General features: G+C 63.8%; 30 protein-coding genes. 22 read left to right on the top strand and 8 right to left on the bottom strand.

Annotation, left to right across the window (positions count from 1 at the left end; all coding sequences use genetic code 11):
- The first annotated feature begins 15 nt into the window (after positions 1-15).
- From sufD to QQ658_RS08680, 6 genes are read left to right on the top strand one after another with little or no spacing between them, the layout of a single operon-like run.
- On the top strand, positions 16-1,200 hold the full coding sequence (sufD, locus tag QQ658_RS08705; RefSeq protein ID WP_286027074.1) for a Fe-S cluster assembly protein SufD: 1,185 nt from the start codon (positions 16-18) through the stop codon (positions 1,198-1,200).
- The gene (locus QQ658_RS08700; RefSeq protein WP_286024476.1) at positions 1,197-1,541 is read left to right on the top strand and encodes a non-heme iron oxygenase ferredoxin subunit; all 345 of its coding nucleotides are present in this window, start codon (positions 1,197-1,199) and stop codon (positions 1,539-1,541) included. Before sufD ends, QQ658_RS08700 begins: the two co-directional genes overlap by 4 nt.
- A 7-nt stretch (positions 1,542-1,548) precedes the next feature.
- On the top strand, positions 1,549-2,310 hold the full coding sequence (gene sufC, locus QQ658_RS08695) for a Fe-S cluster assembly ATPase SufC (protein ID WP_286024475.1): 762 nt from the start codon (positions 1,549-1,551) through the stop codon (positions 2,308-2,310).
- Positions 2,307-3,563 carry a cysteine desulfurase gene (locus QQ658_RS08690; RefSeq protein ID WP_502928958.1) on the top strand — a complete coding sequence of 419 codons (1,257 nt, stop codon included), beginning with the start codon at positions 2,307-2,309 and terminating at the stop codon, positions 3,561-3,563. The genes sufC and QQ658_RS08690 overlap by 4 nt, the downstream gene beginning before the upstream one ends.
- Positions 3,553-4,017: a Fe-S cluster assembly sulfur transfer protein SufU gene (gene sufU / locus QQ658_RS08685; RefSeq protein WP_286024473.1), complete on the top strand. Its 465-nt coding sequence runs from the start codon at positions 3,553-3,555 to the stop codon at positions 4,015-4,017. The genes QQ658_RS08690 and sufU overlap by 11 nt, the downstream gene beginning before the upstream one ends.
- Positions 4,018-4,019: 2 nt before the next feature.
- A complete protein-coding gene (locus tag QQ658_RS08680; RefSeq protein WP_286024472.1) occupies positions 4,020-4,415 on the top strand; it encodes a metal-sulfur cluster assembly factor in 396 nt (131 codons plus the stop codon).
- An 8-nt stretch (positions 4,416-4,423) separates the two neighbouring features.
- Here QQ658_RS08680 and thpR read toward each other — a convergent pair whose 3' ends face one another.
- Positions 4,424-5,023: an RNA 2',3'-cyclic phosphodiesterase gene (gene thpR / locus QQ658_RS08675; protein ID WP_286024471.1), complete on the bottom strand. Its 600-nt coding sequence runs from the start codon at positions 5,021-5,023 to the stop codon at positions 4,424-4,426.
- 91 nt (positions 5,024-5,114) lie between these two features.
- Between thpR and QQ658_RS08670 the strand changes: the two genes are divergently transcribed.
- Both QQ658_RS08670 and QQ658_RS08665 read left to right on the top strand, forming a co-directional pair.
- Positions 5,115-6,713 carry an ABC-F family ATP-binding cassette domain-containing protein gene (locus QQ658_RS08670; RefSeq protein WP_286024470.1) on the top strand — a complete coding sequence of 533 codons (1,599 nt, stop codon included), beginning with the start codon at positions 5,115-5,117 and terminating at the stop codon, positions 6,711-6,713.
- A gap of 253 nt (positions 6,714-6,966) precedes the next feature.
- Complete coding sequence (locus tag QQ658_RS08665) at positions 6,967-7,203, top strand: helix-turn-helix domain-containing protein (RefSeq protein WP_502928906.1); 237 nt, start codon at positions 6,967-6,969, stop codon at positions 7,201-7,203.
- A 5-nt stretch (positions 7,204-7,208) separates the two neighbouring features.
- Here QQ658_RS08665 and QQ658_RS08660 read toward each other — a convergent pair whose 3' ends face one another.
- Positions 7,209-8,024 carry a putative RNA methyltransferase gene (locus QQ658_RS08660; RefSeq protein ID WP_286024469.1) on the bottom strand — a complete coding sequence of 272 codons (816 nt, stop codon included), beginning with the start codon at positions 8,022-8,024 and terminating at the stop codon, positions 7,209-7,211.
- A gap of 103 nt (positions 8,025-8,127) precedes the next feature.
- Here QQ658_RS08660 and QQ658_RS08655 point away from each other — a divergent pair, with 103 nt between their 5' ends.
- From QQ658_RS08655 to QQ658_RS08640, 4 genes are all read left to right on the top strand, one after another.
- Positions 8,128-8,856, top strand: a complete 729-nt coding sequence (locus QQ658_RS08655; protein ID WP_286024468.1) for a beta-ketoacyl-ACP reductase — start codon at positions 8,128-8,130, stop codon at positions 8,854-8,856.
- A 1-nt stretch (position 8,857) separates the two neighbouring features.
- Positions 8,858-9,631 carry an enoyl-ACP reductase FabI gene (gene fabI, locus QQ658_RS08650; RefSeq protein WP_286027073.1) on the top strand — a complete coding sequence of 258 codons (774 nt, stop codon included), beginning with the start codon at positions 8,858-8,860 and terminating at the stop codon, positions 9,629-9,631.
- Positions 9,632-9,869: 238 nt separating this feature from the next.
- Positions 9,870-10,355, top strand: a complete 486-nt coding sequence (locus QQ658_RS08645) for a DUF456 domain-containing protein (protein ID WP_286024467.1) — start codon at positions 9,870-9,872, stop codon at positions 10,353-10,355.
- A gap of 263 nt (positions 10,356-10,618) precedes the next feature.
- Entirely contained in the window at positions 10,619-11,401 is a 783-nt protein-coding gene (locus QQ658_RS08640; RefSeq protein WP_286024466.1) for an ABC transporter ATP-binding protein, read from the top strand.
- Between the two features lie 214 nt (positions 11,402-11,615).
- Here QQ658_RS08640 and QQ658_RS08635 read toward each other — a convergent pair whose 3' ends face one another.
- Both QQ658_RS08635 and QQ658_RS08630 read right to left on the bottom strand, forming a co-directional pair.
- On the bottom strand, positions 11,616-12,041 hold the full coding sequence (locus tag QQ658_RS08635; protein ID WP_286024465.1) for a type II toxin-antitoxin system VapC family toxin: 426 nt from the start codon (positions 12,039-12,041) through the stop codon (positions 11,616-11,618).
- Complete coding sequence (locus QQ658_RS08630; protein ID WP_286024464.1) at positions 12,031-12,300, bottom strand: type II toxin-antitoxin system Phd/YefM family antitoxin; 270 nt, start codon at positions 12,298-12,300, stop codon at positions 12,031-12,033. Before QQ658_RS08630 ends, QQ658_RS08635 begins: the two co-directional genes overlap by 11 nt.
- A 3-nt stretch (positions 12,301-12,303) precedes the next feature.
- Between QQ658_RS08630 and QQ658_RS08625 the strand changes: the two genes are divergently transcribed.
- The gene (locus QQ658_RS08625; protein ID WP_286024463.1) at positions 12,304-12,480 is read left to right on the top strand and encodes a hypothetical protein; all 177 of its coding nucleotides are present in this window, start codon (positions 12,304-12,306) and stop codon (positions 12,478-12,480) included.
- 26 nt (positions 12,481-12,506) lie between these two features.
- Here the strand turns inward: QQ658_RS08625 and QQ658_RS08620 are convergent, their stop codons facing one another.
- Positions 12,507-13,457, bottom strand: coding sequence for a bile acid:sodium symporter family protein (locus QQ658_RS08620; protein ID WP_286027072.1), 951 nt, complete (start codon positions 13,455-13,457; stop codon positions 12,507-12,509).
- Between the two features lie 257 nt (positions 13,458-13,714).
- Between QQ658_RS08620 and QQ658_RS08615 the strand changes: the two genes are divergently transcribed.
- On the top strand, positions 13,715-14,542 hold the full coding sequence (locus tag QQ658_RS08615; RefSeq protein ID WP_286024462.1) for a TrmH family RNA methyltransferase: 828 nt from the start codon (positions 13,715-13,717) through the stop codon (positions 14,540-14,542).
- An 89-nt stretch (positions 14,543-14,631) separates the two neighbouring features.
- Here the strand turns inward: QQ658_RS08615 and QQ658_RS08610 are convergent, their stop codons facing one another.
- Both QQ658_RS08610 and def read right to left on the bottom strand, forming a co-directional pair.
- The gene (locus QQ658_RS08610) at positions 14,632-16,338 is read right to left on the bottom strand and encodes an NAD-dependent malic enzyme (RefSeq protein WP_286024461.1); all 1,707 of its coding nucleotides are present in this window, start codon (positions 16,336-16,338) and stop codon (positions 14,632-14,634) included.
- 31 nt (positions 16,339-16,369) lie between these two features.
- Positions 16,370-16,963 carry a peptide deformylase gene (gene def, locus QQ658_RS08605; protein WP_286024460.1) on the bottom strand — a complete coding sequence of 198 codons (594 nt, stop codon included), beginning with the start codon at positions 16,961-16,963 and terminating at the stop codon, positions 16,370-16,372.
- 245 nt (positions 16,964-17,208) lie between these two features.
- On the opposite strand from def, the gene QQ658_RS08600 reads away from it, so the two are divergent.
- The gene (locus QQ658_RS08600) at positions 17,209-18,213 is read left to right on the top strand and encodes a tyrosine recombinase XerC (RefSeq protein ID WP_286024459.1); all 1,005 of its coding nucleotides are present in this window, start codon (positions 17,209-17,211) and stop codon (positions 18,211-18,213) included.
- Positions 18,214-18,347: 134 nt separating this feature from the next.
- Here the strand turns inward: QQ658_RS08600 and QQ658_RS08595 are convergent, their stop codons facing one another.
- Positions 18,348-19,364, bottom strand: a complete 1,017-nt coding sequence (locus QQ658_RS08595) for a peptidoglycan DD-metalloendopeptidase family protein (RefSeq protein ID WP_286024458.1) — start codon at positions 19,362-19,364, stop codon at positions 18,348-18,350.
- An 801-nt stretch (positions 19,365-20,165) separates the two neighbouring features.
- Between QQ658_RS08595 and rpsB the strand changes: the two genes are divergently transcribed.
- From rpsB to QQ658_RS08560, 7 genes are all read left to right on the top strand, one after another.
- Positions 20,166-21,128, top strand: coding sequence for a 30S ribosomal protein S2 (gene rpsB, locus QQ658_RS08590; protein ID WP_286024457.1), 963 nt, complete (start codon positions 20,166-20,168; stop codon positions 21,126-21,128).
- Positions 21,129-21,160: 32 nt separating this feature from the next.
- The gene (tsf, locus tag QQ658_RS08585; RefSeq protein ID WP_286024456.1) at positions 21,161-21,970 is read left to right on the top strand and encodes a translation elongation factor Ts; all 810 of its coding nucleotides are present in this window, start codon (positions 21,161-21,163) and stop codon (positions 21,968-21,970) included.
- A 166-nt stretch (positions 21,971-22,136) separates the two neighbouring features.
- Positions 22,137-22,853 (top strand): UMP kinase, encoded by a 717-nt coding sequence (gene pyrH / locus QQ658_RS08580; protein ID WP_286027071.1) that lies wholly within the window; start codon positions 22,137-22,139, stop codon positions 22,851-22,853.
- Positions 22,854-22,916: 63 nt separating this feature from the next.
- Positions 22,917-23,471 (top strand): ribosome recycling factor, encoded by a 555-nt coding sequence (gene frr, locus QQ658_RS08575; RefSeq protein WP_286027070.1) that lies wholly within the window; start codon positions 22,917-22,919, stop codon positions 23,469-23,471.
- Between the two features lie 2 nt (positions 23,472-23,473).
- A complete protein-coding gene (locus QQ658_RS08570; RefSeq protein WP_286024455.1) occupies positions 23,474-24,373 on the top strand; it encodes a phosphatidate cytidylyltransferase in 900 nt (299 codons plus the stop codon).
- Positions 24,374-24,442: 69 nt separating this feature from the next.
- The gene (gene rlmN, locus QQ658_RS08565; RefSeq protein WP_286024454.1) at positions 24,443-25,591 is read left to right on the top strand and encodes a dual-specificity RNA methyltransferase RlmN; all 1,149 of its coding nucleotides are present in this window, start codon (positions 24,443-24,445) and stop codon (positions 25,589-25,591) included.
- An 82-nt stretch (positions 25,592-25,673) separates the two neighbouring features.
- A complete protein-coding gene (locus QQ658_RS08560; protein ID WP_286024453.1) occupies positions 25,674-26,309 on the top strand; it encodes an NAD(P)-dependent oxidoreductase in 636 nt (211 codons plus the stop codon).
- Positions 26,310-26,335 lie beyond the last annotated feature (26 nt).

The raw sequence follows: 26,335 nt of genomic DNA, 5'->3' as shown, positions 1-26,335 counted from the left end.
AAATTATCCGTGACCATGACAACAAGCACGTCTGCCCCGGCGCGGGAGACCATCAAGTCGCATCTGCACCCGACGCCATCCTGGAACGTCGCAGATCATCCGCTGCCCACCGGGCTGGAGGAGACCTGGCGGTTCACGCCGGTCGAGCGCTTCAACTCGCTATTGCAGGCGGGCAGCGTCGATCATGCGCAGTGGCAGCTGAAGCTGCCCGGCGAGGTGACCACCCGGAAGGTGTCGCTTAACGAGGCCATGGCGTTCTCGTTCGATGCGCCGGTCGACCTGGTGGGCGCGCTCGCGGCCAAAGACGCGGGCGACGACGTGACGCTGATCTCGGTGCCGCCGGAGGCCGAACTGGCCGACCCGCTGGTGATCGACCTCGATGCCGAAGGCAAGGATCTTGCCGGGCATCTGCTGATCGACATCGGGCACCACGCGGTTGCCACCGTATTGCTGCGGCACACCGGAAAGGGCCGCTTCGCCGGCAAGGCCGAATTGCACGCCGGTGACGGCTCGCACGTCGACTTCGTCAGCGTCCAGGACTGGGACGAGGGCTCGGTACACGGCGGGCAGGTCTCGGTGCTGGTCGGACGCGACGCCAACGTGCGCACCATCCAGGCGACCGTCGGCAAGGGCGATGTGCGGCTGAACGAACGAGCCGAGTTCAACGGCACCGGAGGCAATCTGCAGCAGCTCGGCCTCTACTTCTCGCAGGCCAGCCAGCATGTGGAGCACCGCATGTTCATCGACCACAACGCCCCGAGCACCGAGAGCCATGTCGACTACCGCGGTGCGCTGCAGGGCAAGGGCTCACACTCGGTGTGGATCGGCGACGTGCTGATCAGGTCGAACGCTCTCGACATCGAGACCTACGAGACCAACAAGAATCTGATGCTCACCGAGGGCTGCCAGGCCGACTCCGTGCCGAACCTCGAGATCGAGACCGGCGAGATCCGTGGCGCCGGCCACGCGAGCTCGACCGGGCGTTTCGATGAGGAGCAGCTGTTCTATCTGCGCAGCCGTGGCATTCCCGAGCCGGACGCCCGCCGCTTGGTCGTCGAGGGGTTCTTCCTCGACATCATCCACCGCATCGGCATCGCCGATGTCGAGGAGCGGCTCGCAGCCGCGCTCAGCGTCCAGCTGTCCGCGATCGAAGGCATGTCGTCCGAATCCGTGCTGGCCAAGGCCGAGGCGGACGAATGAGCTTCGTGCCCGTCGCGGATGTCGACGACCTCGATGACCTGCCGCTCGGGGTCGAGGTTCCCGACAGCGACCTCGAGGTCGCACTGGTGCGTGTCGGAGACGAGATCTTCGCCATCCGGGACGAATGCAGCCACGGACATGTCCGCCTGTCAGAAGGCGACGTGGACGAAGACGACTGCAGCATCGAGTGCTATCTTCACGGTTCGATGTTCAGCCTTCGTACCGGCGCTGCACTGAATTTGCCGGCCACCCAGCCGGTGCCCGTTTATCCATGTTCTATCGAGGGCGATCAGATCGTCGTCGATGTCGACAATCCGATCCAACCTCATACGGAGGCCTGAAACACCCATGGCAGAACTAGTCATCAAAGATCTGTACGCAGACGTCGAGACCGAGTCCGGTCCCAAGCAGATCCTCAAGGGCGTCAACCTCACGATCCGCTCGGGCGAGATCCACGCGATCATGGGCCCCAACGGCTCGGGAAAGTCGACGCTGGCCTACTCGCTGGCCGGTCATCCGAAGTACACCATCACCTCCGGTTCGGCGACCCTGGACGGCGAGGAGCTGACCGAGTTGAGCGTTGACAAGCGCGCCAAGGCCGGCCTCTTCCTCGCCATGCAGTACCCGATCGAGGTTCCGGGCGTGTCGACCGCGAACTTCCTGCGTACCGCGAAGACCGCGCTGGATGGTGTGGCACCCAAGGTGCGCACCTGGCCGAAAGAGGTGACCGCGGCGCTCGAGCGGATGGACATGGATCCGAGTTTCTCGGGCCGCTCCATCAACGAGGGCTTCTCCGGTGGTGAGAAGAAGCGCGGTGAAATCGTCCAGCTCGACCTGCTGGACCCGAAGATCGCGATTCTCGACGAGATCGACTCCGGCCTCGACATCGACGCGGTGCGCACGGTCGCGGAGGGCATCAACCGGTATTCCGACCGGGGCGAGCACGGCGTGATGCTGATCACCCATTACCAGCGCATCCTGCGCTACGTCGAGCCCACCCACGTGCACGTCTTCGTGGACGGCCGGATCGTCGCCGAGGGCGGCAAGGAGCTGGCCGCCGAGCTCGAGGTCGAAGGCTACGACAAGTACCTGAAAGCCGTGCACGCCTGATGTGGGATTCCGCTGCTATCCGGGCCGACTTCCCGATCCTCGACCGGGAAGTCGATGGCCACCGGCTGGTCTACCTCGACTCGGCGAACACCTCGCAGAAACCTCGCGAGGTCGTCGAGGCGGTTGAGGCGCACTACCTGCGCCACAATGCGAACGTCGCCCGCGCCATGCACACCCTGGGTGCCGAAGCGACCGCAGCATTCGAGGGCGCCCGGGCGAAGGTAGCGGAGTTCATTCACGCGGCCCGGCCCGAAGAGGTCGTCTTCACCAAGAACGCCTCGGAGGCGCTGAACCTGGCGGCCTACACCCTGGGCAGCAGGCTGAAGCCCGGCGACGAGGTCGTCATCTCGGTGCTGGAACATCACTCGAACCTGGTGCCCTGGCAGTTGGCCTGCGAAGCGTCCGGGGCGACGCTTCGCTGGTTCGACGTGACCGATGAGGGCCGGCTGGATCTGGACAAGGCTCAGCGCGACGGGCTGATCAATGAGCACACCAAGGTCGTCTCGGTTGCCTGGGTGAGCAATGTGCTGGGCTCCATCACTCCGGTCCGCCAGATCGCCGATTGGGCGCATTCGGTCGGCGCCATCATGGTCGCCGATGGGTCGCAGGGCGTGCCGCAGCGTGCCACTGACGTGAATGCGCTGGGTGTCGACCTGATGGCGTTCACCGGGCACAAGCTGTGTGGGCCGACCGGCATCGGTGTGCTGTGGGGGCGCTTTGATCTGCTCGACTCGCTTCCGCCGTTCCTCGGCGGGGGCGAGATGATCGAGGTGGTGCGGATGGAGCGTTCGACCTATGCGCCGCCGCCGCATCGCTTCGAGGCCGGCACTCCGCCGATCGCGCAGGCGGTCGGTCTGGGTGCCGCTATCGACTACCTGAGCCGCATCGGTATGGAGGCCATTGCCGACCACGAAAACGAGATCACCGCCAAGATGCTGGCCGGGCTCGGTTCGCTGGAAGGCGTGCGCATCCTGGGGCCCACTGAGGCCGTCGACCGCGGCGGAGCCGTCTCGTTCACCGTGGAGGGCGTGCACCCGCACGATCTGATGCAGCTGCTTGACAGTCGCGGGGTCGCCGTCCGGGGCGGGCATCATTGCGCGGCGCCGCTGCATCAGCGGCTGGGTGTGCAGAGCTCGTCTCGGGCGTCCGGATACCTGTACACCACGCCCGAGGAAGTGGACGCGTTGATCGATGCCGTGGCGTGGGCCTATGACTTCTTCAACTCGCGCACCGGGAGAAGACATGAGCGTTGAACAGCTGTATCAAGACATCATCCTCGACCACTACCGCGAGAAGCACAATGCCGGCTTGCGGACCCCGTTCGGAGCCGAGGTTCATCATGTGAACCCCAGCTGTGGCGATGAGGTGACGCTTCGCGTCGCGGTCGACGGCGACACGATCGCCGACATCTCGTACGACGCCGAAGGCTGCTCGATCTCCCAGGCGTCCATCTCGATAATGACCGACCTGCTGATCGGACGAAACCTCGCCGACTCGATTGCTCTGTTCGAAGAGTTCCGTGAGCTGATGGAAGGCCAGGGCAAGATCGAACCGAACGAGGACCGGCTGGAGGACGCCATCGCGTTCGCCGGCGTCGCCCAATTTCCGGGCAGGGTGAAGTGCGCCATGCTCGGCTGGACCTCGTTGGAGGACGCCTTGATTCGCTCAGGTGTTGATGTTTCCGCACTCACACCGGGTAAGGAGTGACCATGACCAATCCATCTGACCTCGTCAAGGACGAATTGCCGGATACCACACCGAACCCGGGTGGTGGCACCTGGGGCGACGCGACTCCCGAGCAGAAGAAGTACGTCATTCTCGAAGCCCTCAAAGAGGTCGTCGACCCCGAGCTGATGGTCAACGTCGTCGATCTCGGCCTCGTCTACGACGTGGAAATCGACGACGACCTCAACGTCACCCTCGAGATGACGTTGACCAGCCCCGCCTGCCCCCTGACCGACCAGATCGAATGGGAGGCGCAGGCGGTACTCGGTCAGCTGGCACGCTCGGTGACCATCACCTGGGTGTGGATGCCGCCGTGGTCCCTCGAGATGATCACCGACGACGGACGTGAGCAACTGCAAGCCCTGGGCTTCATGATCTGAGCTGTGCTTCAGTGTGCGGCCAGCGGAAATCGCTCCCGGACGACGTAGCGGGCGCGTCCACCCTCGCCTTGACCGAGCAGTGACTCGATCAGGGCGAGTTGGGTGACCGCCCAGGGGCCGACCTGGGTGCCGGCGAGCGCCTCGATCTGCGGCCTGACGTCGGTCGGCTGCGCAAACCTTGCGATGGTGAGATGGCCCTGAAAGGGCTCGTCCGTGACATAGATGCCCGCCCGGCGACAGGCCTTGCGGCAGCCGAGAGCGAGAGCCTCAAGATCGCCGAGCGGATCGTCTGCGGGCAGCATAAGGATCTTTGCCGCACCCGGAGCGGGAAATGCGCCCGCACCGGTGATCGCCAGGCCGAATCGTGCGGTCGCTGCGGCAAGATCGGTGAGCAGGCCGGAGAGCTTGCCGAGCTGGCCCGGTTCGACCCGGCCCATGAAGGCGCAGGTGAAATGCCAGCCCGCCGGTATCGTCCACCGGATCTCGGGCCAGCGGATCTTGTGTGGTTCGAGGAGGTCGTGCAATTCGGCAGAGATCTCGGGCGGGGGAGTGACGGCGACGAACATCCGCCTCGCCGGGTGTGCTGGTGATGTGTAATGAGTTGCCATTGGCGCCTGAGTATAGGTGGCACCTGAATAGGCAACAAGACCGGCGATTGTTTGCTCGTCCCGACAACGCGAGACACAATAGGGCTCGACTATGTTGCAAGCTACTGATCTCGAGGTCCGTGCGGGGGCACGGCTACTGCTCGAACCCACGACCTTCCGGGTGAATCCCGGTGACAAGATCGGTCTGGTGGGGCGCAATGGCGCAGGCAAAACCACCATGATGCGCATTCTCGCCGGGGAGGGCCTGCCCGCGGCAGGGACCGTCACCCGGCGCGGTGAGATCGGGTACCTTCCCCAAGATCCTCGCGAAACGGATACCGGAATGCTCGCCCGCAACCGGATACTCTCCGCCCGCGGACTCGATTCTGTGCTGGTGCGGCTGCGCAAGTACGAAAAGCTGATGGCTTCGACCACCGGCGATGAGCAGGAAGACGCCATGGCGTCCTATGCCCGCGCTGAGGCTCAGCTGATGGCGGCCGGCGGATATGGAGCCGAGGCCGAGGCGGCCCGGATCGCCGCCAACCTCGGCCTACCGGACCGCGCACTGGGTCAACCGCTGCACGAACTGTCAGGCGGCCAGCGCCGGCGGATCGAACTGGCCCGGATCCTGTTCAGCGGGGCCGACACGCTGCTGCTCGATGAGCCGACCAACCACTTGGACGCGGATTCGATCGTTTGGCTGCGTGAATTCGTCAAGAATTACGACGGTGGCGTGATGATGATCAGCCACGATGTCGAACTGCTGGGCGAGACCGTTACGAAGGTTTTCCATCTGGACGCGAACCGCACCATGCTCGATCAGTATTCGATGAACTGGGCGAAGTATCTGGAGCAGCGGGCCGTCGATGAGAAGCGCCGTAAGCGGGAGCGGCAGAGCGCCGAGCGTAAGGCAGCTCAGCTGCGGCTGCAGGCCGAGAAGCTGGGTGCCAAGGCCACCAAGGCCACTGCTGCGCAGAACATGGCTCGGCGTGCCGAGAAGCTGCTGGCGTCCACCGAGGGTGTGCGCGCTCAGGATAAGGTCGCCAAGATCGCCTTCCCGAGCCCTGCCTCCTGCGGCAAGACCCCGTTGATGGCGAAGGACCTCACCAAGACCTACGGGTCGCTTGAGGTTTTCACCGGCGTCGATTTGGCCGTTGACAAGGGATCCCGGGTGGTCATCCTGGGGCTCAACGGCGCCGGCAAGACGACTTTGCTGCGGCTGTTGACCGGCATCGAAAACCCCGACACCGGTGAAGTGGTGCCCGGGCACGGTCTCAAGCTCGGTTACTTCGCTCAGGAACATGACCTGCTCGAACCCGAGAAGAGCGTCTTGCAGAACATGATGGACGCAGCTCCCGACCTCAACGAGACCGAGGCCCGCCGGGTGCTGGGTGGGTTCCTGTTCACCGGCGACGATGACTATAAGCCCGCCGGAGTGCTGTCCGGCGGCGAGAAGACCCGCCTGGCGCTGGCCACCTTGGTGGTGTCGTCGGCCAATGTGCTGCTGCTCGACGAGCCGACCAACAACCTCGACCCGGCGTCCCGCAAAGAGGTGCTCGATGCGATCCGCCGCTACGAGGGGGCTATCGTCCTGGTCACCCACGACGAGGGAGCTGTCGAAGCCTTGGAGCCGGATCGGGTGATCGTGCTGCCCGACGGCACCGAAGATCTGTGGAGCGAGGACTACGCCGAATTGATCTCGCTGGCCTGACTCCCCAACCGACAGATCCAAACAGTCCGCGCGGCGTGTCTTTCGGGCAAGGATCTGACTCGGCCGTGGAAAGGCTGCAATCAAGACATTATCGTATGGCACTCTATCAGAGTGGTTTAGCACCTGGCAGGCCGGCTGATTTCTCAAAAATTGATAGAAAGCCCGGCCGATCTCGGCCTCATTAGTCGGTTCCCTCAAGCGATTGTGCCCGCTATTCTGAAAATCAGAGTTGCTTGAGAAGGAGGCGGGCAAAATGATTCGTCTGGCCAAGGGTAAGCGCGTCACCGGTGAATTGCGCGACCAGCTACAGCAATCTTTTGTCGAACGCTATGAAGCGGGAGAGTCGATACGGGCGTTGGCCGCCGACTGTGGGCGCTCCTACGGATTCGTCCAGGGCCTACTGAAGGACGGAGGTGTGCGCTTCCGCCCTCGGGGAGGATTCCAGGTGACGAGGATGGACGATGCTCGTGAAGCGGCGATCGACAATTGAGCGTCCTATTCACGATGCCTTTTACGGTAAGTGCTGACCGCTACCGCTATGCGCGTAGATAACGATTCCGAATAGTTTTGGTCGTGTTGATGAAAGGCATTAGGTCCCATGCTAATCAGGTCTGTGGTCGCGGCTGGATCGAGGGTAATTGAGAAACGTAATTCTTCGCGTGAAGACAGCTCTAGTCCGGTAGCATCGAAGGATTCGTCCAGCCGGGCCAGCTTGTTATCCTCGACCCCCAGCAATTCAAATCGATTCCGCAACTCACGCAGATGATCGGACAACGGCGTCACCACGATGACCCGTCCCCCGTCGGCGAGCACGCGATGAAATTCGGCCGGGTTCCGCGGTGCGAAGATGCACAACAGCCGGTCAAGACAACCCTCGGCGATGGGCAGCCGCTGCCAGGTATCGGCCACCACACATGCCAGGCCCCGTCTGGCGGCCCGTTTCATGGCAGCGACCGAGATATCCATCGCAAGGTGGCTGCCCGGCGAAAGCTCAGAGACGACTGCGCCGAGGTAGTAGCCCGTTCCCGCACCGACCTCGGCGATTGCGGCCTCGGCACCGGCGGACGCTCGTACCACCGCATCGCAGATCGGCTCGTAGTATCCGGCGGACAAGAATCGGTCACGGGCATCGGCCATCCGGGCGCTGTCGGCGTTGGCTGGTGCGGCACGATTGAGAAGATTCACATACCCTTGCTTGGCAAGATCGAAGCTGTGTTGTGCCGGGCAATGTAGCCGCCGCTCGACGCGCGACATCGGCTGGCTACAAATCGGGCAGATCAGCAATCCGAGGGCTGCATCAATGGCTGGCACTCGTCCATTCTGGCGGTGCCGGTGCGAACCAGACAACGATGAGTGCCGGTTTTTGTGCCCCATCCACCATCGGGCATCGGACCCGGACGATAGATTCACTAGGGTGAGCCAAACTGCCAATACTTCAGACGGCCGCGTAGCCGTCATCACCGGAGCCGGACGAGGAATCGGCGCAGCGATTGCCGAACTGTTGCGTGACGCCGGCTATCGGGTCGCAAGCTTTGATATTTCGGACGCAGCCCCCGACGGTGTTCTGGGGGTGGCCTGCGACGTCACCGACACCGCTTCTGTCGACGAGGCCTTCAAGAAGGTCGAATCCGAACTCGGCCCGGTCGAGATCCTGGTCGCCAACGCCGGCATCACCCGCGACACGCTGCTGATGCGGATGAGCGACGAGGACTGGGAGAAAGTTCTCGACGTCAACCTGACGGGTGCCTACCGGGTCGTCCGCCGGGCGGTGCGCGGCATGGTCAAGCAGCGCTTCGGACGCATCGTCGCCACCAGCTCGGTGGTGGCCCTGCTGGGTTCTGCCGGGCAGGTGAACTATGCGTCCACCAAGGCCGGCCTGATCGGCATGGCCCGCAGCGTCGCCCGCGAGGTCGGCAGCCGCGGCATCACCTTCAACGTCGTCGCACCCGGATTCATCCAGACCGCGATGACCGACGTGCTCGACGACGCCACCCAGAAGTCGTACGCGGAGCGCATTCCGGTGGGCCGGATGGGCACCATCGCCGACGTTGCGCACGCCGTGAAGTTCCTGGTCGAAGACGAGTCGGGCTACATCACCGGGGCAGTGATCCCGGTCGATGGCGGCCTGGGAATGGGGCACTGAGATGGGCATTCTCGAAGGCAAGAAGATCCTGGTCACCGGTGTCACGCTGAACACCTCCATCGCGTACGCGGTGGCCCAGATCGCGCAGCGAGAGGGCGCCGAGATCGTGGTGTCGAACTTCGGACGCGGCATGAGCCTGACACGTCGCGTGGTCAAGAAGCTTGATCCGGTGCCCGAGGTGCTCGATCTCAACGTGACCGATGCCGAGCAGCTCGCGGCGCTGCCCGGTCAGCTGCGTGACCTCGGATTCGACCACCTCGACGGTGTCGTCCACTCGATCGCCTACGCTCACCCGGAACGTGCGCTCGGTGGTGCCTTTCTGAGCACCGAATGGGACGATGTCGCGATGGCCGTGCAGACCTCGGCGTATTCGATGAAGAGCCTGACGATGGCGGTCCGCGACCTGCTCGGTGCTGGATCGTCGATCGTCGGCCTGACCTTCGACGCGACCATCAGCTGGCCGTCCTACGACTGGATGGGCGTGGCGAAGGCGGCACTCGAGTCGACCAACCGGTATCTGGCCCGCTACCTCGGCCCCGACGGCATCCGCTCGAATCTGGTCGCGGCCGGACCGGTCGACACCATCGCCAAGAAGGCGATCCCCGGTTCCACGTCGTTCAACGATATCTGGGACGAGCGCGCGCCGCTCGGCTGGACCGCCTCGGACGCCACCCCGGTTGGCAAGGCCGTCGTCGCCCTGTTGAGCGACTGGTTCCCGGCCACCACCGGCACCATGATCTACGTGGACGGCGGCCTGCACTCCACCGGAGCGTAGCGTCGATCCACTGAATCCGAGAGCTCATTGTGAGGACGGCGACCTGCCCTTGAACGGGCGGGTCGTCGTCCTTGTTGCATTGCGAACTGCGATCGGATCACGCTGTCGCCGCCTCGCGGCCGCTCTTTGCAAGAGTTGGCCAGTTCTGCCTTCGATCCCTCGCCATGCTGTTGCCGGTGCGCCCCGGTCGAGACCGAAATCCCGCGATCTGCAGGTTGTAATCGGTACCCTTCAATGCATGGACATTGCCATCACCGTCATCACCGGCGCCCTCGTGCTGGTGGGCGCGCTCGGGACCATCTTCCCGATCCTGCCCGGCAGCATCTTGGTGATCATCGGCCTTCTGGTCTGGGCGATCGCTATCGGTGGCCCGGTCGGGTGGACCGTCTTCGCGCTCGGGCTGGTGTCATGCGGGATAGGGATGGCCTCGTCCTATTTCCTGACCGGCAAGCGCTTGAAAGCACGGAGCATTCCCAACCGGTCCATCCTGATCGGTGCCGTGGTCGGCGTGATCGGTGCCTTCGTGATCCCGGTGATCGGCCTGTTCGTGGGTTTCGTGGCAGGTCTGTTCGGCAGCGAATGGTATCGGCTGCGCGAACCGAAGCAGGCCTGGGACGCCTCGGTGGTCGCCATGAAATCTGTGGGCCTGGGCATGCTGATCGAATTCGGTTGTGCCGGGCTGGCGATCGCCTGCTGGGTCGTCGGGATCTTCCTGCATTTTTGAGGTGAAACTCGCCTCGCTTCGCGCGGTCGATGCGATTTCTTCGGACTGCAGCGACTGGGCTTCGTGGAGCCTTCGCGCCGGAGCCGGTACCCGGCCACGGGCGCAGAAGTGGTTTCCCCGGCCCATGCCGCGACGCCAATCGTGTCCTCCTGGGTTGCTGCAGGCCCCGCGGGAGTTCACCGTTTGCGAATCGCATGATCAGGCGACCCGAATGGCGTCGTGCGTCCGGCGGGAGCCAAGGTCTCTAGGGTAAGGTCGGACGCATGGTTGCAGTAGCCGAATTGGCCGGAGTCAGCGTGCGGCGCGGGACCGCTCTTCTGCTACAAGATGTGAACTTCAAGGTTGAAGAAGGCGACCGGTGGGTGGTGATCGGACCGAACGGTGCCGGCAAGACCACCATGTTGTCGCTACTCAGCACACAGATGCATCCCACCACCGGCGTCGTCGAAATCCTCGGCGAATACATGGGCGCGGTCGACGTGTTCGAGTTGCGTCCGCGCATCGGCGTTGCGTCCTCGTCGATCGCCCACCGCATCCCCAACCGCGAGAAGGTCACCGACGTGGTGGTTTCCGCGTCCTATGGCGTGATGGGACGCTGGCGCGAGGCCTACGAGCAGATGGACTACGCCCGGGCGAAGCAGCTCATGCAGATCATGCACGTGGACGACCTGGGCGATCGCACCTATGGAACGCTGTCTGAGGGCGAGCGCAAACGCGTCGAGATCGCCCGTGCGCTGATGACCGATCCGGAACTCTTGCTGCTCGATGAGCCCGGTGGTGGTCTCGACCTGCGCGGACGCGAGATACTGGTCAAGATTCTCTCCGAGTTGTGCCACGATCCAGATGCCCCGACCATGGTGTTGGTCACGCACCACGTCGAGGAGATCCCCGACGGCATCACTCATGCGATGCTGATGGCTCACGGCGGCGTGGTGGCTGCGGGCCCGATCGACGACGTTCTCACCGATGACCTGCTGACCCGGACATTCGATATGCCGCTGCACATCACCAAGACCGATGGACGCTGGACCGCCCGCGCCGCCTAGCTTCTAACTCCCGTTCAGGACCTACCCGACCTGCACTCAAAGGGGGAGAGCAGGTTCGACTCCGGGGCGAGGTCAAATCGAAAGCCTAGTTTGTGCGTTTCAGACCCCAGCGCGGGGTGAAAGGTGCCTGCGTAGAGGCGGGGTAGCCACTTTGTGGGGGGCGAGTTATTTCGATGGCTTCTTTGTGGATGGCGCGGACTATTTAGCCAGCAACTCATTTTGGACGCTCAACCGCCACGACCGTGATGATTCTCTCCAACCCCAGAAAGTCGGCTGCATTGGTCGTGAACAGCGGCAGATCATGGCTGGCAGCCACCGCAGCAATCATCTGATCCGCCACGCGGGCGCGGGGCGAGCGTCCCGCGGCGCGGACGGCCGCCGTGACGCGGCCGTAGGCTCGGGCAGCCGGTGCATCGAACGGCAAGGGATCGAAGATGCTCTCGGCCCGTTGCAAAACGTCCAGGCGCTTGGCGCGTTCGTTCAACGTTAGATCCGCATGAATGGCCGCCGCCAATTCCGCCAGGGTGACAGCCGAAATCGCAGTCGACAACGGTAGCTGGTCCGGTGACAGCCGACTCCAATGAATAAGGATGTTGGTGTCCAGCAGGCCCTGAGGCAAGCGAGCGGGCTTATCGCTCATAAGGGTCATCCTGGTAAGGGTCGGTCACGTCGTCCAAGCTCTCGCGAAAATCATCTTCGTCGATGGTCCCTAAATTGTGCCCCAGCGCCAGAAACTCGCCGGTAGGCACGAAGCGCCGACGGTTGCGCAAGGGAATCAGCTCTGCGATTTTTCTGCCATCGCGTGTCACCGTAAAGGCTTCACCCTGCTCGACAGCATCCATTATTTCACGCGAGTGCATCCTCAAGTCGCGCTGACTAATATCGCCTGGCAAGCTCATATAATGAGCGTAGCACCTGGTGCCACATCTCTTGTCGACCACCAGAAGCCAGCTAGGTCGCTGGTCTTCGACGGATTCATCGGTTTCTGGATCGAGGAGTTGCGTGTCCAGATCTGGGACCAGCGTTTGGGCACCGCGCGCGCCGTCAACCCCAAACGTATCCGTGTGATGGTGGGGTAGTGGCGCTTAAGCTGCTCTGATCGAGGCTAGCGGTTCGTCTCGTCCAACCACTCTTCGGGCTTGCGGGAGTATTTGCTGGCCAGCGAACTGCACACCATGAGTTGGGCCTGATGAAAGATCATCAACGGCAGCACGATCATGCCGACCTGGGCGGCGGGGAACATCACGGAGGCCATCGGCACACCGGTCGCGAGCGATTTCTTGGTGCCGCAGAACTGGATGGCGATCTGGTCGCGGCGATCGAAATGGAGCCAGCCCGCCACCTTCCACGTCAGCCAAAGCATCAGCGGCAAGATCACCGCGACCGCCAGCAGGATCACCGCGATATCACCGATGCCGGTACGCTGCCACAGTCCGTCGCGTACGCCCTGGCCGAACGCCCGGTATACGACCAGCACGATGGAGATCTGGTCGAAGTACTTCAGCTTCGGGTGCGAAGTGACGAAGTCGGCGGTCCACCTCCGGGAAAGCTGCCCGAGAACGAACGGCAGCAGAATCTGGATCGCGATATCGAGAATCGACGCCGGGTCCAGATGCAATCCTGTGGTGCTCATCAGCGCGATGGCTAGCAGCGGAGTGATGAAGACACCCAGCAGGTTCGACATCGAAGCACTGATGATCGCCGCCGCCACATTGCCCTTGGCGATCGACGTGAAGTTGATCGAGGACTGCACCGTCGACGGCAGCAGACAGATGTAAAGCAGACCGCGGTAGATATCCTCGCTGATCACCCCGGGCACCAGCACCCGCAACGCCATCCCGATGATGGGGAAAGCAATGAAGGTGAAGGTCAGAATCACCGTGTGCAACCGCCAGTGCTTGAGCCCGGTGATGGTTTCACTCGGCTTCAGCCGTACGCCGTAGAGGAAGAACAGAATCGCGATGGTGATCTTGGACGCCCAGTCCACCACCTCGACGCCGGCTCCGCGGGCCGGCAGCACGGTTGCGATCACTGCAGCGGCGATGATGGCGACCATGAAGTAGTCGATGCGCCGCCACCAGGGCTTGCGGGGCTTGGCTGTCGGGGTCACGATGCTCACCCTACGACCGCGGCCGGATGTGGCATACGCGTGCTCATCAGCAGGGACGACCTGATCGGGCGAAAAGATCGTGCTCCTTCGTGTATGGAGGGCGAAGGCCGGGCAGTGAGAATGGGTCGGCGGGCCACGATCCAACGTGGTCACCGATGGGTCCCCGACGGACGGCCACACGCTCGCGACTACGATCGGCACTCGTGGCCAACCTCATTTCGATCACCGACCCCGGCGACCACCGTCTCGACGATTATGTCCGGCTACGTGAGACGAGCTTGCGCAAGAAGCTGGAGACCGAGGGTGGCCTGTTCATCGCCGAAGGCGCCAAGATCATCCGCCGCGCCGTCGAGGCAGGCTTCCGGCCACGATCTTTCATGCTTGCCGAACGCTGGCTCGAAGGGCTGTCCGACCTGTTGGACGCCACGGATGCGCCGGTATACGTGGTGACCGAAGAGTTGGCCGAGCAGGTGACCGGGTTTCATGTGCACCGCGGGGCGTTGGCGTCCATGCATCGCAATGTCGCCCTGCAGATGGACGATCTGCTGGGCGCCGACCGGCTCGTGGTGTGCGAGGACATCGTCGATCACACCAACGTCGGTGCGATCATCCGTAGCGCTGCGGGCCTGGGATGGGACGGCGTGCTGCTCGCCCCACGGGCGGCCGATCCGCTCTATCGACGCGCCATCAAGACGTCAATGGGGACCGTTTTCGACCTGCCCTGGGCGCGGATGACCAACTGGGCGTCCGGCTTGGAAGAACTACAGCGGGCAGGTTTCGAGATCGTGGCCATGGCGTTGGGCGACGATACCGTCAGCCTGCGCGACTACTCGGCAGCCCTTCGGGCAAGCCCGCGCAAGATCGCGCTGCTGATGGGTACCGAGGGTGACGGGCTCAGCGCCCACTGGCTACGACAGGCGGACGCCGTGGTGCGCATCGAGATGCACCACGGCGTCGACTCGCTCAATGTTGCGGCAGCTGCGGCGGTCGCCTGCTACGAACTCGCGGCCGGGCGCGGAGACCAACGGTGACCGAGTGAGTGACCGGAACCTCGTACGCAACTGAGGCCTCGGTGAAAGGTTTCACAGTCGCCACTAGCAAGCCGGGCTGATCGGGTTTCTCAGACGACCTCGATCTCGGGATAGACGGGCTGCCACATCGCCTCATAAACCTGCTGGATCGGGTTATCCAGCTCCCGCTGGGCCAAACCTTCACGCTGAGCCTGCTCCACGACGGCTACCGCCACCTGTGCAGAAATGCTGCGCAGCTGGGTCATCGTCGGCAACAGGGAGGCTCCGAGGCTGCGATCGGACACCGCCGATGCCACCGCCTGCGAGGCGGCCGCGATGACGGTGTCGGTGATTCTCGAGGCGCGGCAGCAGATCACGCCCAGGCCGATGCCCGGAAAGATCAGCGCGTTGTTCGCCTGGGCGATGTGGTAGGTCGTCTCACCCAACTCGACCGGCTTGAACGGTGAGCCGGTGGCGATCAACGCCGCACCGTTCGTCCATGCCAGAAGATCGCTGGGCACGGCCTCGGCGCGGGAGGTCGGGTTCGACAACGGCATGATGATCGGCCGCTCGACGTGCTTGGCCATCTCGCGGACGATGGGCTCGGTGAACGCGCCGGATTGTGCGGAGGTGCCGATCAGGATGGTGGGTTGCACATTGCGCACCACATCGGCCAACTCGTAGCGTCCGTTGCGGTCGAGCTTCCAGCCCTTCACATCTTCTTTGGAACGCGCGAACGGCGCCTGGAAATCACGAACCTTGCCGCCCTCGAGCAGCAGACCTCGGCTCGACAGACCCCAGAACTGTTTCATCGCCTGATCGCGGTCGATACCCTGCGAAACCATGATGTCGAGAAGCAGATGCGCGATCCCGACGCCCGCGGTGCCCGCCCCATGGATCACGATGCGCTGATCGGCCAACCTGGTGTGGGAATTGCGGATCGCGGCCAGCACGGCGGCAACGACCACTCCTGCGGTGCCTTGGATGTCGTCGTTGAAGGTGCAGATGTCTTCGCGGTAGCGGGAGAGGATCCTGGTTGCGTTTCCGGCGGCAAAATCCTCCCAATGCAGCATCGCCTGCGGGAAGTGCCCGGTGATCTCCGACACGAAACGTTCGATGAAGGCGTCGTAGCGTTCTCCTCGAACCCGGGCGTGGCGCACGCCCAGATAGGCCGGATCGTTCAGCAGATCCAGATTGTCGGTTCCGGTATCGAGCACGATCGGCAGAACCCGGTCGGGGTGAATGCCGGCCGCAGCGACGTAGACCGACAACTTGCCGACCGTGATCGCCACGCCGCCCACTCCCTGATCACCGATACCGAGGATGCCCTCCGAGTCGGTGACGACGATCAGGTCGACATCGTCGGCTCCCTTACCGGACGCTTCCAGCGCGGCCTGGATGCCGTCGGGATTGTCGATGTCGAGATAGATGCCGCGGGGCTTGTGGAACCAATGGCTGTATTGCTGGATGGCCAGGCCGATCGTCGGCGTATAGATGACCGGCAGCATCTCCTCGATGTTCTCGGTGACCACCCGATAGAACAGCGTCTCGTTGCGATCTTGCATCGCGGTCAGATAGTTGTACTTCGCCAGATCGGATGGTTCATGGCTGTACTGCTGGTAGATCCGGCGTACCTGCGCCTCCAGAGTCATGACGTGCTCGGGCAGCATGCCGGTGAGACCCAAGGCTTCGCGCTGTTCAGTGGTGAACGCGGTGCCTTGGTTGATCATCGGGCTGTTGAGGACGTCACGCCCGCGGCAGGCTATGCGTGCAATATCCCGCCCATCGCGGCGGACAATTTCAAAATCCTTGGACACGGCAAAAGCCTAGCGTTCGCGTGCGGATCTGTTACAGATCGGCGGGCGACAGCTTGTGGCTGACGGGCCAGTCGTCGGGGTAGAGCGCCGCCATCGAATCGTGCTGTTCATTGAGCAGCTTGCGGGAACGCTTCGACAACCGGTCGCCGAACACGGTGCCGGACAGGTGATCGGTCTCATGTTGCAGGCAGCGCGCCAATAGCCCGGTGCCCTCGATGCGGATCGGCTCGCCGTTCTCATCCTGGCCCTCGCATATCGCGAAATCCGGTCGTGCCAGCGGCTGGTAGGCGCCGGGCCACGACAGGCAGCCCTCTTCTGTGGAGTCGAGACGGCGCTTCTTGCCCTCCGGAAGCGTGACCACCGGGTTGCAGACAACACCCCAGTGCAGATGGTCGTCCTCATCGGGACAGTAGAAGACGAACATCGCCAGATCGACGTCGACCTGCGGTGCCGCGAGGCCGACACCGTCGGCGGCCGCCATGGTGGTGAACATGTCGGCGGCGAGCTGACGCAGCTCGTCATTGAATTCGGTCACCGGCCGGGTCGGGTTTCTCATCACCGGTTCGGTCCAACGAGTCACGCGTAAGACCTTGCCTTTGGCAGCCCATTCCCGGGGAGTCGGCATTTCGCCCGTCCTTTTCTTTGTGCAGATGTCTCTCGCCGGGGCGATAAGTCCGAATTCGCTGCTGCTCGCCGAGCATCCTTGACTGAGGACGCCCGCTGCGGAACATTCGGCGAAGCCCGACCAAGCCCGTACAACCCCTCAAACTTATACGACTCGCGGCAGCGAATCGGACACGGTCTGGTCGTTGTGCGCAATGCTGGTCGCTGAAGCGGCCGGAGAGGAACAGTAAAGGAGAGGAACAGTAAATGGGCGCCGAGACGCGGGTTGACATGCATCAGGCGGGTCAGCGTTCGCTTGCTGCCGCCTCGGATGACCCTTCGAAGCGCACTGCGCCCGAGATTCCACCCGCCCTACAGGATGGGTTCGATGCGTTCGCCGATCATCTACGGCTGCAGTTGAACCGCTCGGATCACACCGTCCGGGCCTACCACGGCGACTTGGAGCAGCTGGGGCATTGGCTCGCCGAGGCCGGAATCGACAGGTTCGATCAGGTGCAGCTTCCCGATCTGCGTTCCTGGCTTGCCGACCAGCAAAGCCATGGGCTGGCAGCGGCCAGTCTGCAGCGCCGAAGCGGCGCGGCACGGGTCTTCTTCCGCTGGGCCAGGCGCCAGGGTCTCGTCGATGAGGATCCTGCCTCCGGTCTGAAATCACCGAAAGTACCCAAACGTCTGCCGGAGACATTGACTCAGGCCGACGTGCGCGAACTGATGGACGCCATCGTTGCTGCTGCCGCAGACGATGCGTCCCCGGCCGGCGTCCGCAACGTGGCGATTCTCGAGGTGCTCTACGGATCGGGAATCCGGGTTTCGGAGCTGTGCGGTCTCGACCTGGGCGATTTCGATCGTGCTCGCAGCGTGATTCGCGTGCTCGGCAAGGGCAACAAACAGCGCAGTGTGCCGCTCGGCGATCCCGCCGACAGGGCAGTGGACGCCTGGCTAGGCCGTCGTGCCGAATGGGCGACCGCTGATTCAGGGCAGGCAGCCTTTCTCGGCCGCCAGGGCGGACGCCTCGATCCCCGAGTGGCCCGCCGGATCGTCCATCAGGCGATGCATGCCATTCCGCAGGCCCCCGACATCGGACCCCACGGGCTTCGGCACGCGATGGCCACTCATCTGCTCGAGGGCGGGGCGGACCTGCGGAGCGTCCAGGAAATGCTCGGCCACGCTTCGCTGGCGACCACCCAGATCTATACCCATGTCAGCAACGAGAGGCTGCGGCAAGCCTTCCGGCAGGCCCATCCGCGCGCCTGAGTGCCCACCCCCGCATTACGCTTCCGTAGGCTGGCGTGCTGGGCACCCATCCGCCTGCCTGAGCGCGCACCGTGGCGGCGACCGGACGCGAGATGCCTCGGGCTTAGCCGCGCGGATGAGTGTCTGCCGCACCATCAGCCTCCGATCGTTCGAGGGTCGACGAGAGCGCCGTTGATGACGCCGGAATAATGCAGATGACACCCCGTCGAGTAGCCGGTAGTGCCCACCTGGCCCACGACCGCACCGGCATCGACGTGTTGCCCCATAGCGACACCGATCGCGGACAGATGTGAATACGAGGTCTGCACGCTGACACCTCCGATTACCCCATGATCGATCTCGATGCGATTGCCGTAGCCGCCCGCGACGCCGGCGAAGATCACGGTTCCCGGACGCTGTACCTGCACGGGAGTGCCGCAGGCCGCGCCGATGTCGATCCCGTCGTGGTATTCGACCAGGCCGCTGATCGGATTCACCCGTGACCCGAACTCCGAAGTCAGAGGACCCGGCACCGGCATGTCACCGGTCAACGGCAGAACCTCGGCTGCTTCGAACGCCCCGGGCGGCGGCTGCTGCCGAGGAACCGCCGAGCGGGGGAGCAACCTGATCTCGGCATCGCTGCCGCTACCCAGCCACACCAAGGGGTCCAGATAGCTGTCGCCGTCACGCACCCCCCAGTGCAGGCAGGCCTGGTCGGCGCAGTGACCATCCGACAACACCCCGATTTGCTGGCCGACCGCCACCTGCTGCCCGGTCTGCACCGTCGCCTCTACCGGCTGGTAGGTAGTACGCAACCCGTCGGGGTGCTGAACGGTCAGCATCGGAACGCCGTCGATCACGCCCACCCAGCTGACCGCTCCGGTTGCCGCTGCCTTGACCGGATCACCGGCCTGGCCCGCCAGATCGACTCCGCGATGGCCGGGCAGCCAGTTCTGTTCTCCCACCTGAAACTCCCGCAGCACCTCACCCGGTAGCGGTTTGACGCGGTCGGAGCCCTCGGCGACAGCGAGCATCACGCCCGGCCCGACCACCAGCCAGCCGGCCAGCGTGAGCATCAGGACGATGAGCGGTGAGCGTCCGGTCGAAGACTTACCTGCCGTGTATCCGATTGCGGGCACGCCTGCTGGGCGTCCGGTTGCAGGGGCACGCACCGGTGCATTACGGTCAGCCCCGGTGTGCCCATAGGCATACCGCGTCCCGGCACCATCCGGCCCGGGATCCGGGCTATCGACTGTGACCGTACGGCCCGATCCGTGCCCGGCACCATCCGGCCCGCGATCCGAAGACTGCTTCTCGGCTGACCGACCCGTTCTTCGGCCCATCCATCGACAAAACATGCCGTAATGATTGGCAAATGGGCGCGCAGTCGTTCAAAATTCTTTCCTGCTGTGGACAGATCCACGACCCTGAGTCCGTTTTGGAGTGCGCCTCGGATTGATGACCCTCCGGAGGGCTCTTGCTATGCGAGGAACAGAAGGTGAACAGACGGCGCCGACCGGGATATAGCGGGTCCTTTCGCCGCGTGCGTGGAACAGAAGATCGCGTGCGTGGAACAGAAGATGGGGAGAAACCGCCGACCGGGTCGCAGCCGGGCTCTCCTGTTGCGTTGAGAGGAACAGCACCCCCAACCGGCCACCGGCCGCGTTGGATTCTTCGTCGTGTTCGACCAACGAAGCGGGCAATTGGCGCAACCTGGGATGCGCAACGTATGATGAACGCCGCAGCCTGCGTGAGCAGGTTGACAACGCATGCGCATTACCGGGCTGGTCCCCGGTTCTGAGCCCGAGGTCCTCGATCAGACGATAGTCGGTCGAGGTGGGTTCAGAAAACGCATCAGGCGGCGGCAAGAACCCTTGCCGCCGGGCAACCAAGTGATCTGCAGAACAAGGTCACGCACGATCAGGACGCCACGTAGGCCCCGAGGCCCGCGCGTCCATATGAAAGGACCGATCATGGCCGTCGTTACCACGCGCCAGCTGCTGGAGAGCGGTGTGCACTTCGGACACCAGACTCGCCGCTGGAATCCGAAGATGAAGCGCTTCATCTTCAACGAGCGCAACGGCATCTACATCATTGACCTTCGCCAGTCGCTGACCTACATCGACAAGGCGTACGGCTTTATCTCGGGAATCGTCTCCCGCGGTGGCCAGGTGCTGTTCGTCGGCACCAAGAAGCAGGCTCAGGAGACCATCGCCGAGCAGGCCACCCGCGTCGGCATGCCCTATGTCAACCAGCGTTGGCTCGGCGGCATGCTCACCAATTTCCAGACCATCAACAAGCGGATCATCCGCCTGAAGGAACTGGAATCCATGGATCTCGAGAACGTCGTTCCCGGTGGCCGCCCCAAGAAGGAGCTGCTGGGTCTGCGCCGCGAGAAGGACAAGCTGAACAAGTCGCTCGGTGGTATCCGTGACATGGGACGCCTGCCCCAGGCGGTCTGGATCGTCGACACCAAGAAAGAGCACCTGGCCATCGACGAGGCCCGCAAGCTGCACATCCCGGTGGTCGCGATTCTCGACACCAACTGTGATCCGGACGAGGTCGACTACCCGATCCCGGGCAACGACGACGCCATCCGTTCGGTTTCGCTGCTCACCCGGGTCATCGCCGACGCCGTCGCCGATGGACTGATGAAGCGGTCGAATGCCGACTCCGAGCAGACCACCGAGGCCGAGCCGATGCCCGACTGGGAGCGCGAGTTGCTCGCCGGTGGCGAGGCTCCTGCCGCCGAAGGTGCTGAAAAGGCCGCCGAAGGGGCTGAGAAGGCCGAGGATGCGGGCAAGACCGATGCCGCCGAACAGGCCGCCCAGGCCGAAGGCTCCATCGAGGCCGGCGCCCCCGAAGCGGACAAGCCCGCCGAGGCCGTCGCCGCTGATCAGAACCTCGAGGCCGCTCCCGCCGAGTCTGCCAACTGACCAACCGCGTCAAGAAGTTAAAGGATCATTTCATGGCTATTACTGCCGCTGACGTAAAGAAGCTGCGCGACCTCACGGGCGCCGGCATGATGGACGCCAAGAAGGCCCTGACCGAGGCCGAGGGTGATTTCGAGCGCGCCACCGAACTGCTGCGTGTCTCGGGTGCCGCCAAGGTTGCCAAGCGCAGCGACCGCTCCGCCAACAACGGCCTGGTCGCCGCCAAGGGCTCCTCGCTGATTCAGCTGGGCTCGGAGACCGACTTCGTGGCCAAGAACCAGGAATTCGTGTCGCTGGCCTCCTCGATCGTGGACGCGGTCGAGGCCGGCAAGGCCACCGATGCCGAGGCGGCCAAGGTGCTGCCCCTGAACGGTGGCACCGTCGCCGAGGCGATCAGCAATCTCGAGGCGACCATCGGCGAGAAGCTCGAACTGGCTCACGTTGCCCACTTCGACGGTGAGGTACACACCTACCTGCACCGCCGCAGCCAGGATCTGCCGCCTCAGGTCGGCGTCCTGGTCGAATACGAGGGCGATGACACGCAGTTCGTGCACGAGGTCGCTTTGCAGATCGCGTCGATGCGTCCGGACTACGTCTCGATCGAGGACGTGCCGGACGAGGTTGTGGAGCGTGAGAAGCGCATCGCGACCGAGACCGCCCTCGACGAGGGCAAGCCCGAGAAGATCATCCCGAAGATCGTCGAGGGCCGGGTGCACGCTTTCTATAAGGAGGCCTGTCTGCTGGAGCAGCCTTCCATCACCGATGACAAGAAGACCGTCGGCCAGCTGGCCAAGGCCGCCAATGTGACCATCAAGCGCTTCGTGCGTTTCGTGGTCGGCGCCTGAGGGCCGGGCCACCGGTCCGGTAGCCGGCTTCAAGATCCGGACCTCGGTCAAGCAGCGCGGGTGGTAGCTCTTCGGAGCCGCCACCCGCGCTGCTTTGCGTCCACGTGGCTCAAAACCGGGCCAACCATTAGAGTGGACGAGAACGTGCCTGCGCCTGGAGGAAAATCTGATGACCGAGCCTTACCATCGTGTACTACTCAAACTGTCCGGGGAGGCTTTCGGTGGCGGAAAACTCGGCGTCGACCCGCTGATCGTCCGCTCGGTCGCTCGGCAGATCGCCGATCTGGTGCGCAATGGCACTCAGATTTCGGTCGTCGTCGGCGGTGGCAACTACTTCCGCGGCGTCGAGCTTCAGGCAGGCGGCATGGACCGCGATCGCGCGGACTACATGGGCATGCTCGGCACCGTGATGAATTCGCTCGCTCTGCAAGACTTCCTGGAAAAAGAAGGTGTGCCGACCCGCGTCCAATCGGCCATCACGATGGGACAGGTCGCGGAATCGTACATTCCGCGCCGGGCCGAGCGCCATATGGAGAAGGGCAGGGTCGTCATCTTCGGTGCCGGCTCGGGTATGCCGTACTTCTCGACCGATACCGTTGCCGCGCAGCGGGCCCTCGAAGTCAAGGCCGAGATATTGCTGATGGGCAAGAACGGCGTGGACGCCGTCTACGATTCCGACCCCAAGTCCAATCCCAACGCGCAGCGTTATGCCGAGCTCACCTACGACGAGTTCTTGGCGAAGGGCCTCAAAGTCGCCGATGCGACCGCGATCAGCCTGGCCCGCGACAACGACCTCGATATGCTGTTCTTCGGCCTCGACGACGAGTCCAACATCGCCAGGGCGGTGGCGGGGGAACGCATCGGCACCTGGGTGCACGCCTGAAAGCACATCTGACATCGTTAGTCTCTACTACCTAGCCAGTTACCTTCGGAAGGATCAGCCATGATCGACGAACTCATCAAGGACACCGCCAAGAAGATGGAGCAGGCGATGGAATTCGCCCGCCAGGATTTCGCAACCGTGCGAACCGGGCGCGCCAACCCCGCGATGTTCAACAAGCTGGAGGCGGACTACTATGGCGCACCGACCCCGCTCCAGCAACTGGCCACCTTTCAATCTCCCGAACCTCGAGTCATGTTGATCAACCCGTTCGATGCCAGCGCACTGAATGCCATCGAGAAGGCCATTCGCGACTCGGATCTGGGCGTCAACCCGGCCAGCGACGGAAAGTCGATCAGGATCGTGCTGCCCGAACTGACCGAGGAGCGCCGCAAGGAATACATCAAGATCGTCCGCGGCAAGTCCGAAGAGGCCCGGGTCGCGGTGCGCAACATCCGCCGCCACGCCGTCGACGAGGTCAAGAAGGCCGAAAAGAACAAGGAGATCGGCGAGGACGAGGCCAAGCGCGGCGAGAAAAGGCTCGATGATGAGACCAAGAAGTGGGTCGAGTCCATTGACCAGCTGCTGAAGGCCAAAGAAGCCGAACTGATGGCGGTCTAGGAGTGAGTGAATCCGGTCCGGATAAGAGCTCACCGGCTGAGCAGACCACCCGAACCAAGCAGTCAGCCGCGTCCAAACGCAGCACGGGCCGCAATCTTCCCGTGGCCATCGCCTCTGCGGTCGTGCTCTACGCCTGGATCGTGGGCTCGCTGTTGTGGTGGGATTGGGGCTTCATCGCTTTCCTGATCGTCTGCGCCGTGGTCGGATCATTCGAACTATGGCGCGCTTTCACCGGCCGTGGCCTGCACGTGGTCTTGACCCCGATAGCCGCCGGAGCGACACTGACGTTTGTCGCGACACACTATGTGGCCCAGCATCACTCCCAGTTCACCGGGGCCGGAGTACTGCTCGCCGGCCTGGCACTGATGGTGCTGGCCTGCCTGATCGGACGCTTGCGCGGCCCGGTGCGCGGCTTCATCAACGATGCTGCCGCCAGCGTCTTTACGGTCGGGTATGTGCCGTTGCTGCTGGGCACATTGATCTTGCTGCTCGCACAACCGGACGGCAATGTACGCGCCATCTACTACTTCATCTTGGTGCCGTGCGCCGACACCGGCGCCTACGCCGTCGGATCGCTGCTCGGCAAACATAAGCTGGCGCCGCACATCAGCCCCGGAAAGACCTGGGAGGGGTTGGCCGGAGCGGTCGGCGTGACCTGCATCGTCGGTGCTGTTCTCGGTCCGTTGATGATCGGCGCACACTGGTGGGCCGGTGCGATCATCGGAATCCTGCTGTCGCTGGCAGGCACCGTCGGAGACCTGATCGAGTCGATGCTCAAACGCGACGCCGGCATCAAGGACATGGGCCGGATCATTCCGGGCCACGGCGGAGCCATGGACCGGATGGATTCACTGCTGGGTGCCGCCCCCATCGCCTGGCTGGCGATGCTGCTGCTGGTGTGACCCGGAGCGGTTGCCACCGGGCGTCCAGGTTTCTCCCGGATTTCGCGAGGTTGCGGCAGACTCGTAGCTATGACAACTATCGTCGGGCATCTCGATCTCACCGGAAAGTTCCGGCCGACCCGGCGTAAGCCCCCGATCCACTGGATGGACCTCAGCCCCACCGATCGCGTCGATGCGGTGAAGCAGGCGGGATTGCCCGGTTTCCGGGCGAAGCAGATCTCCCATCAGTGGTTCGCCAGCCTGAACGCCGACCCCGCCCAGTGGACAGATCTTCCTGCGGGTATCCGCGACCAGGTCGCCGAGACCTGGTTCCCCACGATGCTGGATCGTGCGGGGGAGCAGACCGCTGATCATGGCACCACCATCAAGACCGCCTGGCGGGCGTTCGATGGCGCGATCATCGAATCGGTGATCATGCGTTACCGCGACCGCACGACGATCTGCATCTCGTCCGAGGCAGGCTGCGGCATGGCCTGCCCGTTCTGTGCCACCGGGCAAGGCGGACTGCAGCGCAATCTGACCGCGTCCGAAATCGTCTGGCAAGTTCACGATGCAGCCCGCAGGCTTGCGGCAGGGGAGTTCAAGGGCGGGCCCGGCCACATCAACAACATCGTCTTCATGGGCATGGGCGAGCCGATGGCCAATTACAAACAGGTGATGGCTGCCGTCCGCCAGATTCACGCGCCCAACCCGGACGGGCTGGGCATCGGGGCGCGCGGCATCACGATTTCGACCGTCGGCATGGTGCCCAGGATGCGTCAACTCGCGGACGAGGGTTTGCCGGTCACCCTGGCGTTGTCGCTGCATGCCCCGGACGACCAGTTGCGCGACGAGATCGTGCCGTTGAACAAGCATTTCAACGTGGACGCAGTACTCGACGCGGCGTGGGACTACGCAAACGTCACCAAGCGGCGGGTAAGCATCGAATACATCCTGATCAAAGACATCAACGACCAGTCCTGGCGGGCCGACCTGCTGGCCAGAAGACTGAAGGCTCGCGGCGACTGGGGCTGGTTCCACGTGAACCTGATTCCGCTGAATCCGACACCCGGCAGCAAATGGACGGCGTCCAGGCCCACCGACGAGCGGGCCTTCGTCGAGCACTTGGAGCACGCCGGAGTTCCGGTGACGGTCCGCGACACCCGAGGCAGCGACATCGATGGGGCCTGTGGTCAGCTGGCGGCGAATCTGGACTCCAGGGCGAGCGAGCGATCCTAACCTGGGTTTGGGGCGTGCCGAAGAACTGCCCGTCGATGGTTCTTTGTAGCCCCCTCGATCGATCACACGTGAGGAGAGCAGCATGAACACCATCACCGTTTACGGGGCTACCGGCATGGTCGGCAGCGCCATAGCCGCCGAAGCCGTCCGCCGCGGGCACCGGGTTGTCGGCGTATCCCGAGGCGGAACCCCGGACAATCCCATTGATGGGGTCGATTACGTCACGGGACAGATCGGTGACGCGGCCGACGTCGTCGCCAAGGCCGAGAAGACCGACGCCATCGTCTTCGCGGTGCCCGGGCCGAGAGACGGTAGCCCGGTGCAGCCCATCATCGATGCGCATGCGGCGATCGTGCCGGCGTTGGCCGCGGCCGGTGTCGCAGCCCGGGTTTTCGTGGTCGGTGGTGCGGGAGCGACCCTGGCCGATGACGGCACCCGGCTGGTTGACGCCCCGGACTTCCCCGATGCCGCCAAGCCCGAATCCTTGAGCTTCGCCGAGATCCTGGAGATCTACCGCAAGGCCCCCGAATCGGTCGGCTGGGTGATGCTGGCACCGGCTCCCACGATCGCCCCAGGTGAGCCTGCCGCAGGCTACCAGCTCGGCGACGACCATCCGGCCGGCAGCTTCGTAACCTCGGGCACCTTCGCCAAGGCCGCCCTCGACGAACTGGAGAATCCGGCCCACCGCCGCGTCCGTTTCACGGTGGCGGAGCGCTGATCGAACTGGCCTGAGGGGTAGAACCC

It is taken from the genome of Propionimicrobium sp. PCR01-08-3 (assembly GCF_030286045.1).
Lineage (GTDB): Bacteria > Actinomycetota > Actinomycetes > Propionibacteriales > Propionibacteriaceae > Brooklawnia.
The sequence above is the reverse complement of the archived record's forward strand: the minus strand, read 5'-3'. Positions and strand labels throughout refer to the sequence as shown.